Consider the following 13,341-nt stretch of genomic DNA (forward strand, 5'->3'; position numbering starts at 1 on the left):
CGCCCGGCCCCCACGGCCCGTGCCGCCGCCGATGGGGTACGGCCGCCCTGCCCGCGATGTTCTCGCACCGCCCTGCTTCATCCGCTCCCGCACCCGTCCTACTTGAGCCGCTCCCGGATCCGCTCCCGCATCCACGTCATCGTGAACCCCCGCGGATCCACCTTCCCGGGCTGCCATTCCAGATGTCCGATCACCGACCGTTCCGTCCACCCGTGATGGCGGCAGATGGCCGCCGAGACGCGTTCGATCGCCTCCAGCTGGGGCTCCGGCCACGGATCCTGGCCGTCACCCAGGTTCTCGCACTCGAAGCCGTAGAAGTGGCGGTTGCCGTCGGTGTTGGCCTCGTTGTCGGGAGGCAGGGCCTTTTCCGCGATGACCGCGCGCAGTACGTCGTCGTCGCCGAGGCCGGCGTGGTTGGCGCGGCCGTAGCCGACGAGGTGGACCCTGCCGTCCTTGGTGATGACGCCGTGGCACAGCGGGCCCGGCAGCCCTTCGTAGCCGTCGCGGCAGAGTTCCACCGTGTGCGCGCTGCCCGTGGTCACCGTGTGGTGGATCATCACGCCGTGGACGGGCCCCCAGGGACCGACGTGGTTGCGGTTGTGGTGCTCCCAGTCGCCGACCTCGACGACCGTCGCGCCCTCCGCCCGGAGTCTCTCCAGGAATGTGCTCGCGGACATGGGTGAGGCCATGACCGCCTCCTTCGCGCCGTGTGTCGGCCGCCGTGCGCGGCCGTCTCGTATCGGTGACTTACCGAAAACGGGCAGACGGGACTCCTTGAATCGCACAATGTGCGAGTCATTTCGGACATCGCCGTGGCTCGGGCGGGGCGGCCGCCCTGCTTCCGCGAGTGGACAAGAGTCCTCTATTTGCCCAGTGGAACCGTGATCCATTCCCGCTCTTTCGTGTAATAGCACCGGCACACCCTGTGATGGAAGGCTCGGTCGTGCAGATCGCGATGTGGCGCCAGATCGGCGTCGGTGCATGACCGGGAGGGCAGTTCCTTATGTCGGTAGGCGAAGAGGTCCGCACGGAGCAGGACAAGCCGCAGCAGAGTCTCGGTACCGCGGCGGCGCGGAACCTGGCCACCACGACCAAGTCCGCACCCCAGATGCAGGAGATCAGCTCCCGCTGGCTGCTGCGCATGCTGCCTTGGGTGAATGTGCAGGGCGGCACGTACCGGGTGAACCGGCGTCTGACGTACGCCGTGGGGGACGGCCGCATCACGTTCGTGAAGACCGGCGACCGGGTCGAGGTCATCCCCGTCGAGCTGACCGAACTGCCCGCGCTGCGGTCGTACGAGGACGAAGAGGTGCTCTCCGAGCTCGCCCAGCGCTGCCAGCAGCGGGAGTTCGCGGCGGGGAACGTGATCGCGTCGTTCGGCAGCCAGGCCGACGAGGTGTATCTGCTGGCCCACGGCAGGGTGGAGCGGGTCGGCACGGGTCCGTACGGGGAGGACGAGTCCCTGGGCGTCCTCGCCGACGGGGCCTACCTCGGCGACCAGGCGCTGCTCGACTCGGGCGCGATCTGGGAGTACACGGCCCGTGCGGTCACCGCGTGCACGGTGCTCGTCCTGTCCCGCCAGGATGTCGAGCAGGTCGCCGAGCGCGCCGACTCCCTGCGCGAGCACCTCGAAGCGCTGCGGGCGATCCCCGAACAGCGCACCAACAAGTACGGCGAGAAGGAGATCGACCTCGCCGCCGGCCACAGCGGCGAGCCCGACATCCCGCACACCTTCGTCGACTACGAGGCCAGGCCCCGTGAGTACGAACTGAGCGTCGCCCAGACCGTGCTGCGCATCCACACCCGCGTGGCCGACCTCTACAACCAGCCGATGAACCAGACCGAGCAGCAGCTCCGGCTGACCGTGGAGGCCCTCAAGGAGCGCCAGGAGCACGAGCTCATCAACAACCGCGAGTTCGGGCTGCTCAACAACTGCGAGTACGACCAGCGGCTCCAGCCGCACGACGGCGTGCCCAGCCCGGACGACATGGACGAGCTGCTCTGCCGGCGACGTGGCACCAAACTGTTCCTCGCCCACCCGCGCGCGATCTCCGCGTTCGGGCGTGAGCTGAACAAGCGCGGGCTGGTCCCCGAGACCGTCGAGATGGCCGGTAACCGCATCCCCACCTGGCGCGGGGTACCGATCTTCCCCTGCAACAAGATCCCGGTCACCGACGCCCGTACGACCTCGATCATCGCCATGCGTACCGGCGAGGCGGAGCAGGGCGTCGTCGGGCTCCAGCAGGCCGGCATCCCGGACGAGATCGAGCCGAGCCTGTCCTGCCGCTTCATGGGCATCAACGAACAGGCCATCATCAAGTACCTGGTGACGGCCTACTACTCGGCCGCGGTCCTGGTGCCGGACGCTCTCGGTGTGCTGGAGAACGTCGAGATCGGGCGCTGGCGGTGACCTTCCCCGCCCGGGCCCTCCCGGCCCGAAGCCCCGCGGCCGGTCCGCCGCGTCCCGCGCACTGCGCGTGGGTGCACCCTCGGGGCAGGCGCCCAGCCGTAGCGCAAGGGCCACCGTCCGCCGGCTCTCCGAGGCGATGCCATGGGTGAGTTCATGACGGAGACGGAGCAGCGTCCGGCCGGGGTGCGGCCGTCCACCGAGACACTCGAAAGGCGGAGGCCGATCGCGATCGACACCGACGATGGGCCGAGTCCGCTCGACGGGCCCGAGGCGGCGGTGATCCTGGAGCGCGTCCGGGCGTCGGTCGACCCCGAACTGCGCGCCGCCATCGAGTCGTTACCGCCTTCCATGCGCCGGGTCGCGCTCTACCACTTCGGGTGGGAGCACCCGGACGGCACCCCGGCGGCGGGCAACGCGGGCAAGGCGATCCGCCCCGCCCTCGTTCTCACCGCGGCCGCAGCCCTCGGCGGACCGGCGGCGCGGGCGGCGGCCGTACGGGCCGCTGTGGCGGTGGAACTGGTGCACAACTTCACGCTGTTGCACGACGACGTGATGGACCGGGACACCACCCGCCGGCACCGGCCCACCGCATGGGCGGTGTTCGGCGACGCCGACGCGATCCTCGCCGGGGACGCCCTCCAGGCGCTGGCCCTGCAACTGCTCGCCGAGGACCCGCATCCGGCGTCCACGCCCGCCGCCGCCCGTCTCGCGGCCTGCGTCGTCGAGCTGTGCGCCGGCCAGCACACGGACACGGCGATGGAGAAGCGGGGCCCCGGCGACGTCGGCCTCGACGAGGTGCTCGGCATGGCCGAGGCCAAGACCGGCGCGCTGCTCGGGTGCGCCTGTGCCCTCGGTGCGCTGTACGCGGGCGCGGCGGACGAGGACGTGGCGGCGATGGACGCGTTCGGCCGTGAGGCGGGGCTCGCCTTCCAGCTCATCGACGACGTGATCGGCATATGGGGCGACCCCAGCCGTAGCGGGAAACCGGCCGGCGCGGACCTCGCCGCCCGCAAGAAGTCCCTGCCGGTCGTCGCCGCCCTGACCTCCGGCGGTCCGGCGGCGGCGGAACTGGCCGCGCTGTACGAAATGCCGTACGACAAGGAGGACTTGCAGGAGACCGCTCTCGCCGTCGAGCGAGCGGGTGGCCGTGACTGGGCGCAGGCCCAGGCTGCCGACCGGATAGCCCGCGCCATGCAGGAACTGGCCCGCGCGGTCCCCGACCCGGAGGCGGCGGGCGGACTGCTGGCCCTGGCGGAGTACGTGACGCGGCGCAGCAACTGAGGGCCGCGGCAGCCGAAGGCCGGCATTGCTCGGCCGCGGCAGCCGACGGTCGTCGAGGCTCCGGAGCCGGCGGGGCCGTACGGTTCCTGACCCCGTACGACCGCCGGGCGGCTCCGGACCGGCGGGTCCCGCACATCCCCACGGTGTGCGGGGCCCGTCCCTGTGTGCTGGCCCGCGCGCCGGCCTGCCCGCCGGCCCGTGTACCGGTCAGATCTCGACAAAGGTCGTTCCGCCGACGCCACGTCCGCTCCGATCGCCCTACGATCAAGGCCGGTTGACGTGAAGAGGCGGGGACACATGGGTGTGGGGATCCGGGCGGCGGGCGCGGAGGACCGGGAGCTGGTGGTCCGGCTGCTGGACGCGGCCTTCCAGGACGATCCGGTCAGCGGCTGGGTGTTCCCGGGTGAGGAGTACCGGCGTACCGCACACCCCAAGCTCATGGCCGCGTTCACCGACATCGTGTTCTCTGTCGGCCGGATCGACATCACGGAGGACGGCACGGCGTGCGCGTTGTGGATATCCGTGCCGGCCGTCGAGCAGGAGCACGACGACGAAGGGCCCGCGCGGCTGCGCGAGGACATCGACCCGGAGAACGATCGGGTCGAGCTGATCGGCCGCCTGACAGCCGGTATCCATCCTTCCGGCCGCGCCCACGAGTACCTGTGGATGATCGCCACGGCACCCGAGCACCAGGGCGAGGGGCTCGGCACCGCGCTCATGAACTCGGTCCTCGACCGCTGCGACCGCGACGGCCTGCCCGCCTACCTGGAGGCGAGCAGTGACCGTAGCCGGGAGCTGTACGAGCGCCTCGGTTTCGAACCCGAGGGCCGTCCCCTCGACCTCCCGGACGGCCCCCGGATGTGGCCGATGTGGCGAGAGCCGCGCGGCTGAGCCGGCCCGGCCGGCCCTGACCGGCAATGAGTGGCCCGGGCGGCCCTGACCGGCCCAGGAGGCCCTGACCGGCCGGGGCGGCCCTGATCTACCCCTCGGGTACGACCGTCTGCACGATCCGCTCGACCAGCCCGTCCGGCACGCCGACCCCGGGCAGGACGCCGTCCAGCACGTCCGGCAGCGTCAGGTGCTCCAGGAGCAGTCCGAGCATCGCGAGATAGAGCACGGTGACGACCTCGTCGCCGCCGGGCAGCCCGGCGTTGCGGTGGAACTCCATGCCCTCCTCCAGGTCGCCGCGCACCGACTTGGTGAAGGAGGTGCGCAGTTCGGGGCGCCGGTTGGCCTCCAGGCGCATCTCCAGCAGGGCCAGATAGCCCGTCCGGTCGCCGGTCGCGCGGGCCATCAGGTCGTGCATGAAGGCGGTGACCAGGGAGCGGTCCTTCGGCCGGGTCAGCAGCGCGGCGATCACCTCCGGGTCGGGCGCCAGCCGCACGTGCAGCCGGGCGTCGATCTGGCGGAGCAGGTCGTCGCGCCCGGTGAAGTAGTTGGAGGCGGTGCCGACCGGCACACCCGCCTCGGCGTCCACCGCGCGGAACGTCAGTCCGCGCGCACCCTCGCGGGCGAGCACCTCGACGCCCGCGTCGACGAGCGCGGCTCGCCGCTCCGGATTGCCCGCCATTCGGAATCCCCTTTCTCACTTCCATCCGGTCCCCAAAATACCCTTGCAACCACTACAAGCGAAGTACTACAACTGAAGCACTACAACCGGAGTGGTTGACCAGCCTACGAAAAGAGAACGGCTTGCGAAAGCTCACCTACTTCATCGCCTGCTCGCTCGACGGCTTCATCGGAGACCCGAGCGGAGACGCGTCGGCGATGCTCCGCTTCGTCGACGAGGAGTACCTCGCCTTCCTCAGGAGCGCATACCCGGAGACCCTGCCGACCCATGGCCGCCGGGCGCTCGGCCTCGGCGACCTGGAGAACAAGGGGTTCGACACGATCATCCAGGGCCGGGGCAGCTACGACCTGGCCCTGAAGGAGGGCAACACCAGCCCCTACGCCCATCTGCGCGAGTACGTCGCCTCGCGCACCCTGACCGAGTCGCCCGACGCGAACGTCGAGATCATCGGCGACGACCTGGTCGCCAAGGTGCGCGAACTCAAGGCGGAGGACGGTGAGTTCGGCATCTACCTGTGCGGAGGCTCGCAGATCGCGGGTGAACTGCTCGACGAGATCGACGAGCTCGTCATCAAGACCTACCCCATCGTGTACGGCACGGGCATGCCGATGTTCGGCTCGGGCTTCGCCGTCACGGAGTTCACCCTCGACGGGGTGCGGACGTTCGGCAACGGCGCCGTGGTCCGCACGTACAGCAGGAAGCGCTGAGCGGTCTCCCGCCCTACTCTGAGGACATGGGCAGCGAAGAGCACTTCTGTCCCGACTGCGGACAGCCCGTCGATACCGTCGTCCGGCGCCACAAGACGCTGGGCGCCTGGGTCCCCACATGGGTGGCCGGCCCGTGCCGGAACCCCGAGTGCGGCGCGTACACCGAGGACGACGCCGAGCACGAGGAAAAGCCCGAGCAGAGGCACGGGCACCCTGAGACATCCTCCGCGAAGAATCCCTGAACCCCGTGTCGAGAATCCCGGCCCGGCTCCGACGTCCCCTGTGAGAGCCGCCCGCAAAGGGCGGCCCGAGCCGACGGAAACCGAAGGAGCGGACTGATGAAGTACCTGGTCATGGTGCAGGGCACGCAGGCGGACTACGAGGCGATGCAGGGCAAGGCCTCCGAGCACTCCGTGGCCTGGAGCCAGGAGGAGATCCAGGCGATGTACGCCTACATGCGGGCCCTCAACGACGACCTCGCCGAGACCGGCGAGATGGTCGACGGGCAGGGGCTGGCCGAACCCGCGAAGGTCCGGCACGTCACCCTGGGCGACGACGGCAAGGCGGTGATCACTGACGGGCCGTACAGCGAGACCAAGGAGCTGCTGGCCGGCTACTGGGTGCTGGACTGCGCGAGCCTGGAGCGGGTCACCGAGATCGCCGACCGCATCACCCGCTGCCCCCAGCCCGCCGGGGCCCCCGTGTACCCGGTGGTGATCCGGCCCATCCTGGACGGCGCCGGAGACTGCTGAGCCGCCGATGGCCGGCCCGACCGAGACCGAGGACCTGCTGCGCCGCCACGCGCCGCAGGTCCTCGGCGCGCTGGTGCGGCGGTACGGCCACTTCGACATCGCCGAGGAGGCCGTACAGGAGGCGCTGCTCGCCGCGGCCGGGCAGTGGCCGCGGACCGGTGTCCCGGACAATCCGCGCGGCTGGCTGATCAAGGTCGGCGCACGCAGGCTGACCGACGCCCTGCGCGCGGAGGAGGCGCGCAGGGCCCGCGAGGAGAAGGCCGCGGCGCTGACGCCCCGGGATGCCTTCACGGCACCGGCGCCGGGAGCGGACCGCGCTCCCCGCGAGGACGACACCCTCACCCTGCTCTTCCTGTGCTGCCACCCGGACCTGACCCCGCCCGCCCAGATCGCCCTCACCCTGCGTGCCGTCGGCGGTCTGACCACGGCGGAGATCGCCCGCGCGTACCTGGTCCCCGAGGCGACCATGGCCCAGCGGATCAGCCGGGCCAAGCAGAAGGTCCGCGGTGTGCGGTTCGGGCGCCCCGACAACTGGGAGGACCGCCTGCCCGCGGTCCTGCAGACCCTGTACCTGATCTTCAACGAGGGCTATACGGCGACCTCGGGCGCGAGCCTGACGCGGCGGGACCTCGCGGGTGAGGCGATCCGGCTGACCCGCGAAGCCCACCGCCTCCTCCCCGAACACGGCGAGGTGGCCGGTCTGCTGGCTCTGATGCTGCTCACCGACGCCCGCCGCGACGCGCGCACCGGCCCGCACGGCGAGCTCGTCCCCCTCGATGAACAGGACCGTGACCGCTGGGACAAGGCCGCGATCGAGGAGGGCGTCGCCCTGGTCACCCGCGCCCTGTCGCAGGGCCGCGCCGGCCCGTACCAGCTGCGTGCCGCCATCGCCGCCGTGCACGACGAGGCGCCCTCGGCCGAGGAGACCGACTGGCAGGAGATCCTCGGGCTCTACGACGTCCTCGTACGCCGTGTCCCCGGACCCGTCGAGCGGCTCAACCGGGCAGTGGCCGTCGCCATGGTCCAGGGGCCACGAGCGGGGCTGGCCGAACTGGGCGTGCTGGAGGACGAGTTGGGGGCCGGGCACCGGCTGGACGCGGTCCGCGGCCACCTCCTGGAGCGGGCGGGCGCTCACGACGAGGCCCGCGCCGCCTACGAGGCCGCCGCGGCCAAGACCCTGAGCCTGCCGGAGCAGCGCTATCTGCACGCGCGGGCGGCCCGACTGAGGCCGTAGCGTGGGCCCATGCCCGAACACGCGTACATCCTCCACATCACCGAGCGCTCCCTGTGGGACGCGGCCCGCGAGCAGGGCACGTACGAGATCTCGACACGCGGTCGCACGCTCCGCGACGAGGGCTTCATCCACTGCTCGACCCGCGCCCAGCTCCCGACCGTGGCGGCCTTCCTGTACGGCTCCTACGACGGCCCCGACGAGTTGGTGGTGCTCGTCGTGGACCCCGCGCGGCTCGACGTGCCGCTGAAGTACGAGGCGCCGGACCCCGGGGGCGAGGAGTTCCCGCATGTGTACGGGCCCATTCCGGTGGACGCGGTGGTGGACGTGGAGCCGTGGGGGTGACGGATCGGCGCAGATCATGGCGGTGGGTCGGGGCCGTGTGGGTGATCGTCGTGGTCGTCGCGGGCGGGGCGACGCTGTGGCTGCGGGACTCGGCGGAGCCGCCGGGGCCGTACGGCTGGGAGGAAGCCAGCCCTGCGCCGTCGCTTCCGGAAGGGTGGGACTCGGCGTGCCCGACCCCCACGCACGACGAGAACGGCCCGGCACAACTCCTCTGCCTCGTCAGGACGCGCTAGAGCCGGCCAGCCCGCCCGTCTCCGGGTCCCGCGCCGTCAGGCAGTACACGCCGCCCGCCGGATCGCGCATCACCGTCCAGTGGGCACCCTGGGCGACGAACGCCGCGCCCAGTTCCTCGTGCCGGGCGCGGGTCGCCGCGATGTCCGCGCAGGCGAGGTCCAGGTGGGCGGAGGCGGGCCGCTCCTCGCCGAGCCGCTGGAGCAGGATGCGCACGGGCAGCCCGGACGGAGGCCTGAGTACATGGAACTCGGGGCGGGAGCCCGGCGCCGACGCCCAGTCCGCCAACAGGCCACTCCAGAAGGCGACTTCGGCGCCGTACAGCGAAGGCGGTACGTCCACGCAGACCTGGTCGAGCCGGCTGCCGTGCACCACGGGCGGCCGCACCGACTCCCCGTGCCAGGGCACCGCACAGAACAACTGCCCCGCGGGCGACCGCAGTACGGCCCAGCCTTCGTGCTCGGCGGCGATCCCCGCACCTTGCTGAAGCGCCGACTTCACGAATTCGGGTACGTCGTCCACGGCGAAGTCGAGATGCGCGCCACCGGCGCCCGAGTCGACCGCCTGGGCCTTCACACAGGCGTCGGCCCCGCCGCCCGGCAGCAGGGTCACGAACTCTCCCCGCTCACCCCGGAATTCGGACAGCCGCGTCTTTGTCGCCGCAGTCCAGAAGGCATGGGCCAGGGCGAAGGACGCGGCGGGACGGTCCACGAAGGCGTAGGTCCAGCGGATGCTCATGGGGCGATCGTAGATCCGTCGCCGGGGCGAGGGTGGATTCGCCGGCGCGGCCGCGGGTCTGCCGCAGCCGCAGGGGCGTCCTCGGCGCCTCAAGGTTCACCACGGCGGCTTCGCAGGACCCTTACCAACCGCGCGCCGGCTCCTGGGACACGCTTTGCCGTGGGTTCTCCGCGAATTGGTCCGCGCTTGTTTGCATTGGGGAATGGACCACATCACGTTCCTGGTGGCGGTCGTCATTGTGACGGCCCTAGCCTTCGACTTCACCAACGGATTCCACGACACGGCGAACGCGATGGCCACCTCCATCGCCACGGGGGCGCTCAAACCGAAGACGGCGGTACTCATCAGCGGCGTCCTGAACGTCGCCGGTGCCTTCCTGTCCACCGAGGTCGCCAAGACGATCTCCGGCGGCATCGTGGACGACACACTCGTCACCCCGGGCATGATCTTCGCGGGCCTGGTCGGGGCGATTCTGTGGAATCTGCTCACCTGGCTGGTCGGGCTGCCGTCCAGTTCGTCACACGCGCTGTTCGGCGGGCTGATCGGGGCCGTCTGGGTGGGGGCGGGGTCGCATGGCGTGCACTTCGACAAGGTTGTCGAGAAGGTGCTGATCCCGGCGGTGGCCTCGCCGCTGGTGGCGGGGGTCGCGGCGCTGCTGGCCACGTACCTGGCGTACAAGCTCACCTCTCGCGCCCGCAAACAGACGGTCACCAAGGGCTTCCGCCTCGGCCAGATCGCCTCGGCCTCGCTGGTCTCCCTCGCCCACGGCACGAACGACGCGCAGAAGACGATGGGCGTCATCACGCTGACCCTGATCTCGGCGGGCGCGCTCGGCCAGGACGCCGGCCCGCCCCTGTGGGTGATCGCCTCGGCCGGTGTGGCCATCGGTCTCGGCACCTACCTGGGCGGCTGGCGGATCATCCGCACGATGGGCAAGGGCCTGACGGAGATTCAGTCCCCGCAGGGCTTCGCCGCCGAGACGGCGTCCACGACGGTGATCCTGACCTCGGCCCACCTGGGCTTCGCGCTGTCCACCACACAGGTCGCCTCGGGCAGCATCCTCGGCGCCGGGCTGGGCCGCCGCCTGGCGGAGGTCCGCTGGGGGGTGGCCGGGCGCATGGTCGTGGCCTGGCTCATCACCCTGCCCGCCGCCGCGCTGGTCGGCGGGGTCTCGGCGGGCGTGGTCAAGCACGGCGGCGACCTCGGTACGGCCGTGGTCGCGCTGGTCGGCGCGGCGGTGGCCGCCGGCATCGTGCTCGTCTCCCGCCGCAACCCGGTGTCCGCGGACAACGTCAACGACGCCCACGAGGTCACGATCCGCGGCACGGAGCCGACGAAGGTCGGCACGGCCGCCTGAGCCGCGGCCGCCTGAGACAGAGTGAGACAAGCAAGAGTGAGACAAGGGGAGTTCACATCATGAACCTCGACTGGACCGCGCTCGGCCAGGTCGCCGCGGTGAGCCTCGCCGCCACGGTGGCCGTGGTCACCGTCTTCGCCTTCGGCGTGCTGGGCCTGGCCCGTTACGAAGGGGCCCGTGAGGAGGGCGCGGGCACGTCCACCCTCGGCATCGCCCAGGCCGGGCTGTGCTTCGTCGCCTGCGCGGCGGTGGTGGCGTACGGGATCTATCTGATCGTGCCGCAGTTCCACTGAAGTTCGTCGAAGGCGCTCGGCCGGAGGACCGGCCGGGCCCTATCGGCTGTTGTTCGCTGCTTCCGGTTCCAGCCGTTCGTACGCCGTCACACGCCGCCCGCGGACCTGCATGTCCGCCACCGCCTTGAAGTGCTCCTTCAGTACGGCGGTCTTCATCTTGTCCCGCTCCGCCGACACCGGCCGCGCCACCGCGGGCACATCAGTGACCAGCAGTATGCGCCGCTGTGCCAACATCGCGCCGCGTATCCGGGCGGGACCGGCCTCCTCGCCCTTCAACGTCCCCGACGCCGCAGGGCTTTCCGCCAGGGCGACGTCCCGCAGTCCGGCGAAGTCGTCGGGGCAGACCAGGGCGGTGTCGCGGCGGGCGGCCGGTATGAAGACCACCGCGTCCCCGGCCTCCTTCAGCCGCCGCACGTCCGCCGCCACCGCCATCACGTCGTCCACCCGGCTGGCCGGAGACCGCTTGGCCGTCGCCTGCGGCAACAGCGCCACGACCGCCACGACGACCACCACCGGGACGAGCCACACCGACGCTCTCGGGAAACGTGGACGGGCCGCCCGTACGGCCGTGCCCAGCGCCGTGCCGATCAGCAGTGCCAGACCCAGCATGCTGAACAGGACGTAGCGGTCCAGGAACAGCGGCTGGACCAGGGAGAGGCCGACGAGGCCGAGTTGCGGCACCGCCAGCAGCGGCAGCCCGACGGCCGCCACGGACAGCCGGCCCGCCCGCGGCCGGTCCAGCAGGGCACCGAGACCGCCGATCGCCAGCAGGACCGCCGGGCCGATCATCATGTGCCAGGTCAGCGGCGGGATCCAGGAGACCTGGGCGGACTGGCGCCGGCTGAACAGAATCAACGGCAGCACAGCCGCCACGGCGACCGACGAGGCCACCGCCCACCGCATCCATGTCCGCCGCGGGGCCCGCGTCCACAGCAGCGTCGCCAGGTGTGCGGGCAGGATCAGCAGCGACAGCCAGTTCAGCAGCCCGCACACCGCCACCGTGCCCCCGTACGCAGCCCAGTGCGCCGCTCGGGCACGCCCCTGAAGGGCGGTCACCAGCAACAGGGTGGAGATCCCGGCCCCGGCCGCGACCAGCGCGTACGGGCGGCCCTCCTGGAGATAGAACTGCACGGCCGGAAGCAGCCCGAACGCCAGCCCTCCCGCCAGGCCCGCCCAGGCCCCGGCCAGCCGCCGGCCGATGACCGCCACACAGGCCGCCGCCACCGCCGTGGCCAGCACGGAGGGCAGCCGCAGGGTCGTGGTGCCGGGGCCGAAGCACTCGAAGAGCGCGTGCATCAGCAGGTAGTAGAGCCCGTGCACGGCATCGACCTGCCCCAGCATGTGCCAGATGTCGCCGACGGACCGCCGGGCCACCTGCCAGGTCGCCGCCTCGTCCCGCCACACACTGTGCCGCCGGGACAGCCCCCACAGACCGAGGGCGAGGGTCCACAGCAGAGGGATCGGCCAGAGGTGCAGGCGGCGGCGCAGGGGTTTCTCCAGGGAGATCGGCATTCCGTACGGCGGGGGACGGACCGCCGGGTGAATGTGGTCCCCACCGCCCGCTCTTCGCTGAGCACGCCGAATCCCGCCTCGGCCGCGCGGGGCGAGACGGGATCAGATCAGAGCGTTGCTCGCTTCCCCCGTGAACTCAGCAAAACCTACGGGACGGGAAGGATCTGCGGCCACCGACGGGGGTGTGAACACAATCACCGCGAATACGGGGAGCCTTGAGCCCGTCAAGTGGTTGATTTGCGCCGGTTCAGCACGAGTTGACGGCATCCCCCCGGTGGCCGGGGCCGGGCAAAAAAGACCGCACCCGGACCGTCTGGACGCCGTGTTCGGCGGCCTGCGGACCGGGTGCGGACTGATGTGCCAGGCGATCGAAGATCAGGCCTTCTTGGTCTCCCAGAAGATCTTGTCGATCTGGGCGATGTAGTCCAGCGCCTTCTGGCCGGTCGCCGGGTCGGTCGAGCCCTTGGCGGCCGAGAGGGCCTTGAGGGCGTCGTTGACGAGCTGGTGCAGCTCCGGGTACTTCTCGAAGTGCGGGGGCTTGAAGTAGTCGCTCCAGAGCACCGAGACGTGGTGCTTGGCGAGCTCGGCGCGCTGCTCCTTGATGACGGTGGCACGCGCCTGGAAGTGCGGGTCGTCGTTGGCGGCCATCTTTTCCTGCACGGCCTTCACCGACTCCGCCTCGATGCGGGCCTGGGCCGGGTCGTACACACCGCAGGGCAGGTCGCAGTGTGCGCTGACCTTGACCTTGGGGGCAAACAGGCGGGAAAGCATGGAGCATTCCTTCCTCGTGATCGTCTTCTCAGGTGGGACATTACTCCCTGCGAGACGGGTTTTCGCGAGTGCCCCCATGGGCTTAGGACAAAAGTCCAGGGTCAGACTGAGACTGGTGGAGGACAGTACCGGGGAGGTGCCGG

16 protein-coding genes are annotated in these 13,341 nt (G+C 71.0%); 11 read left to right on the forward strand and 5 right to left on the reverse strand.

What is annotated here, in order from left to right; genetic code table 11:
* Nucleotides 1-98 precede the first annotated feature (98 nt).
* Nucleotides 99-689 carry an N-acetylmuramoyl-L-alanine amidase gene (locus tag AB5J49_RS31795; protein WP_369172303.1) on the reverse strand — a complete coding sequence of 197 codons (591 nt, stop codon included), beginning with the start codon at nt 687-689 and terminating at the stop codon, nt 99-101.
* Nucleotides 690-1,003: 314 nt separating this feature from the next.
* Here AB5J49_RS31795 and AB5J49_RS31800 point away from each other — a divergent pair, with 314 nt between their 5' ends.
* From AB5J49_RS31800 to AB5J49_RS31810, 3 genes are all read left to right on the forward strand, one after another.
* Complete coding sequence (locus AB5J49_RS31800; protein WP_369172304.1) at nt 1,004-2,410, forward strand: family 2B encapsulin nanocompartment shell protein; 1,407 nt, start codon at nt 1,004-1,006, stop codon at nt 2,408-2,410.
* 141 nt (nt 2,411-2,551) lie between these two features.
* The gene (locus AB5J49_RS31805) at nt 2,552-3,691 is read left to right on the forward strand and encodes a family 2 encapsulin nanocompartment cargo protein polyprenyl transferase (protein WP_369172305.1); all 1,140 of its coding nucleotides are present in this window, start codon (nt 2,552-2,554) and stop codon (nt 3,689-3,691) included.
* A gap of 297 nt (nt 3,692-3,988) precedes the next feature.
* Complete coding sequence (locus AB5J49_RS31810; protein WP_369172306.1) at nt 3,989-4,582, forward strand: GNAT family N-acetyltransferase; 594 nt, start codon at nt 3,989-3,991, stop codon at nt 4,580-4,582.
* A gap of 88 nt (nt 4,583-4,670) precedes the next feature.
* On the opposite strand, the gene AB5J49_RS31815 is transcribed toward AB5J49_RS31810, so the two are convergent.
* Nucleotides 4,671-5,261 (reverse strand): TetR/AcrR family transcriptional regulator, encoded by a 591-nt coding sequence (locus AB5J49_RS31815; RefSeq protein ID WP_369172307.1) that lies wholly within the window; start codon nt 5,259-5,261, stop codon nt 4,671-4,673.
* 122 nt (nt 5,262-5,383) lie between these two features.
* On the opposite strand from AB5J49_RS31815, the gene AB5J49_RS31820 reads away from it, so the two are divergent.
* The 6 genes from AB5J49_RS31820 to AB5J49_RS31845 all read left to right on the forward strand — a co-directional run bounded on the left by AB5J49_RS31820 (nt 5,384) and on the right by AB5J49_RS31845 (nt 8,529).
* Nucleotides 5,384-5,968: a dihydrofolate reductase family protein gene (locus AB5J49_RS31820; RefSeq protein ID WP_369172308.1), complete on the forward strand. Its 585-nt coding sequence runs from the start codon at nt 5,384-5,386 to the stop codon at nt 5,966-5,968.
* Between the two features lie 26 nt (nt 5,969-5,994).
* The gene (locus AB5J49_RS31825; RefSeq protein ID WP_369172309.1) at nt 5,995-6,210 is read left to right on the forward strand and encodes a hypothetical protein; all 216 of its coding nucleotides are present in this window, start codon (nt 5,995-5,997) and stop codon (nt 6,208-6,210) included.
* 96 nt (nt 6,211-6,306) lie between these two features.
* The gene (locus AB5J49_RS31830; protein ID WP_369172310.1) at nt 6,307-6,720 is read left to right on the forward strand and encodes a YciI family protein; all 414 of its coding nucleotides are present in this window, start codon (nt 6,307-6,309) and stop codon (nt 6,718-6,720) included.
* 7 nt (nt 6,721-6,727) lie between these two features.
* Nucleotides 6,728-7,954 (forward strand): RNA polymerase sigma factor, encoded by a 1,227-nt coding sequence (locus AB5J49_RS31835; RefSeq protein WP_369172311.1) that lies wholly within the window; start codon nt 6,728-6,730, stop codon nt 7,952-7,954.
* Between the two features lie 9 nt (nt 7,955-7,963).
* Nucleotides 7,964-8,296, forward strand: a complete 333-nt coding sequence (locus tag AB5J49_RS31840; protein WP_369172312.1) for a DUF952 domain-containing protein — start codon at nt 7,964-7,966, stop codon at nt 8,294-8,296.
* Nucleotides 8,293-8,529 (forward strand): hypothetical protein, encoded by a 237-nt coding sequence (locus AB5J49_RS31845; RefSeq protein WP_369172313.1) that lies wholly within the window; start codon nt 8,293-8,295, stop codon nt 8,527-8,529. Before AB5J49_RS31840 ends, AB5J49_RS31845 begins: the two co-directional genes overlap by 4 nt.
* On the opposite strand, the gene AB5J49_RS31850 is transcribed toward AB5J49_RS31845, so the two are convergent.
* The gene (locus AB5J49_RS31850) at nt 8,516-9,265 is read right to left on the reverse strand and encodes a VOC family protein (protein WP_369172314.1); all 750 of its coding nucleotides are present in this window, start codon (nt 9,263-9,265) and stop codon (nt 8,516-8,518) included. The genes AB5J49_RS31845 and AB5J49_RS31850 overlap by 14 nt on opposite strands.
* Before the next feature lie 202 nt (nt 9,266-9,467).
* On the opposite strand from AB5J49_RS31850, the gene AB5J49_RS31855 reads away from it, so the two are divergent.
* Both AB5J49_RS31855 and AB5J49_RS31860 read left to right on the forward strand, forming a co-directional pair.
* A complete protein-coding gene (locus AB5J49_RS31855) occupies nt 9,468-10,622 on the forward strand; it encodes an anion permease (protein ID WP_369172315.1) in 1,155 nt (384 codons plus the stop codon).
* 59 nt (nt 10,623-10,681) lie between these two features.
* Complete coding sequence (locus AB5J49_RS31860) at nt 10,682-10,915, forward strand: hypothetical protein (protein WP_369172316.1); 234 nt, start codon at nt 10,682-10,684, stop codon at nt 10,913-10,915.
* A 39-nt stretch (nt 10,916-10,954) separates the two neighbouring features.
* On the opposite strand, the gene AB5J49_RS31865 is transcribed toward AB5J49_RS31860, so the two are convergent.
* Nucleotides 10,955-12,427 carry a glycosyltransferase family 39 protein gene (locus AB5J49_RS31865; protein WP_369172317.1) on the reverse strand — a complete coding sequence of 491 codons (1,473 nt, stop codon included), beginning with the start codon at nt 12,425-12,427 and terminating at the stop codon, nt 10,955-10,957.
* Nucleotides 12,428-12,802: 375 nt separating this feature from the next.
* Nucleotides 12,803-13,198 (reverse strand): superoxide dismutase, Ni, encoded by a 396-nt coding sequence (gene sodN / locus AB5J49_RS31870; protein ID WP_007491258.1) that lies wholly within the window; start codon nt 13,196-13,198, stop codon nt 12,803-12,805.
* Nucleotides 13,199-13,341 lie beyond the last annotated feature (143 nt).

Origin of the sequence: Streptomyces sp. R28, from assembly GCF_041052385.1 — a bacterium.
Taxonomy (GTDB): domain Bacteria; phylum Actinomycetota; class Actinomycetes; order Streptomycetales; family Streptomycetaceae; genus Streptomyces.

Excerpts from the sequence above, each read along its gene's own strand:
- AB5J49_RS31835 (WP_369172311.1), top strand. The coding sequence starts at position 6,728 with ATGGCCGGCCCGACCGAGACCGAGGACCTGCTGCGCCGCCACGCGCCG.
- sodN (WP_007491258.1), bottom strand. The coding sequence starts at position 13,198 with ATGCTTTCCCGCCTGTTTGCCCCCAAGGTCAAGGTCAGCGCACACTGC.
- AB5J49_RS31840 (WP_369172312.1), top strand. The coding sequence starts at position 7,964 with ATGCCCGAACACGCGTACATCCTCCACATCACCGAGCGCTCCCTGTGG.
- AB5J49_RS31865 (WP_369172317.1), bottom strand. The coding sequence starts at position 12,427 with ATGCCGATCTCCCTGGAGAAACCCCTGCGCCGCCGCCTGCACCTCTGG.
- AB5J49_RS31810 (WP_369172306.1), top strand. The coding sequence starts at position 3,989 with ATGGGTGTGGGGATCCGGGCGGCGGGCGCGGAGGACCGGGAGCTGGTG.
- AB5J49_RS31825 (WP_369172309.1), top strand. The coding sequence starts at position 5,995 with ATGGGCAGCGAAGAGCACTTCTGTCCCGACTGCGGACAGCCCGTCGAT.
- AB5J49_RS31830 (WP_369172310.1), top strand. The coding sequence starts at position 6,307 with ATGAAGTACCTGGTCATGGTGCAGGGCACGCAGGCGGACTACGAGGCG.
- AB5J49_RS31850 (WP_369172314.1), bottom strand. The coding sequence starts at position 9,265 with ATGAGCATCCGCTGGACCTACGCCTTCGTGGACCGTCCCGCCGCGTCC.
- AB5J49_RS31800 (WP_369172304.1), top strand. The coding sequence starts at position 1,004 with ATGTCGGTAGGCGAAGAGGTCCGCACGGAGCAGGACAAGCCGCAGCAG.
- AB5J49_RS31795 (WP_369172303.1), bottom strand. The coding sequence starts at position 689 with ATGGCCTCACCCATGTCCGCGAGCACATTCCTGGAGAGACTCCGGGCG.
- AB5J49_RS31805 (WP_369172305.1), top strand. The coding sequence starts at position 2,552 with ATGGGTGAGTTCATGACGGAGACGGAGCAGCGTCCGGCCGGGGTGCGG.
- AB5J49_RS31815 (WP_369172307.1), bottom strand. The coding sequence starts at position 5,261 with ATGGCGGGCAATCCGGAGCGGCGAGCCGCGCTCGTCGACGCGGGCGTC.
- AB5J49_RS31855 (WP_369172315.1), top strand. The coding sequence starts at position 9,468 with ATGGACCACATCACGTTCCTGGTGGCGGTCGTCATTGTGACGGCCCTA.
- AB5J49_RS31860 (WP_369172316.1), top strand. The coding sequence starts at position 10,682 with ATGAACCTCGACTGGACCGCGCTCGGCCAGGTCGCCGCGGTGAGCCTC.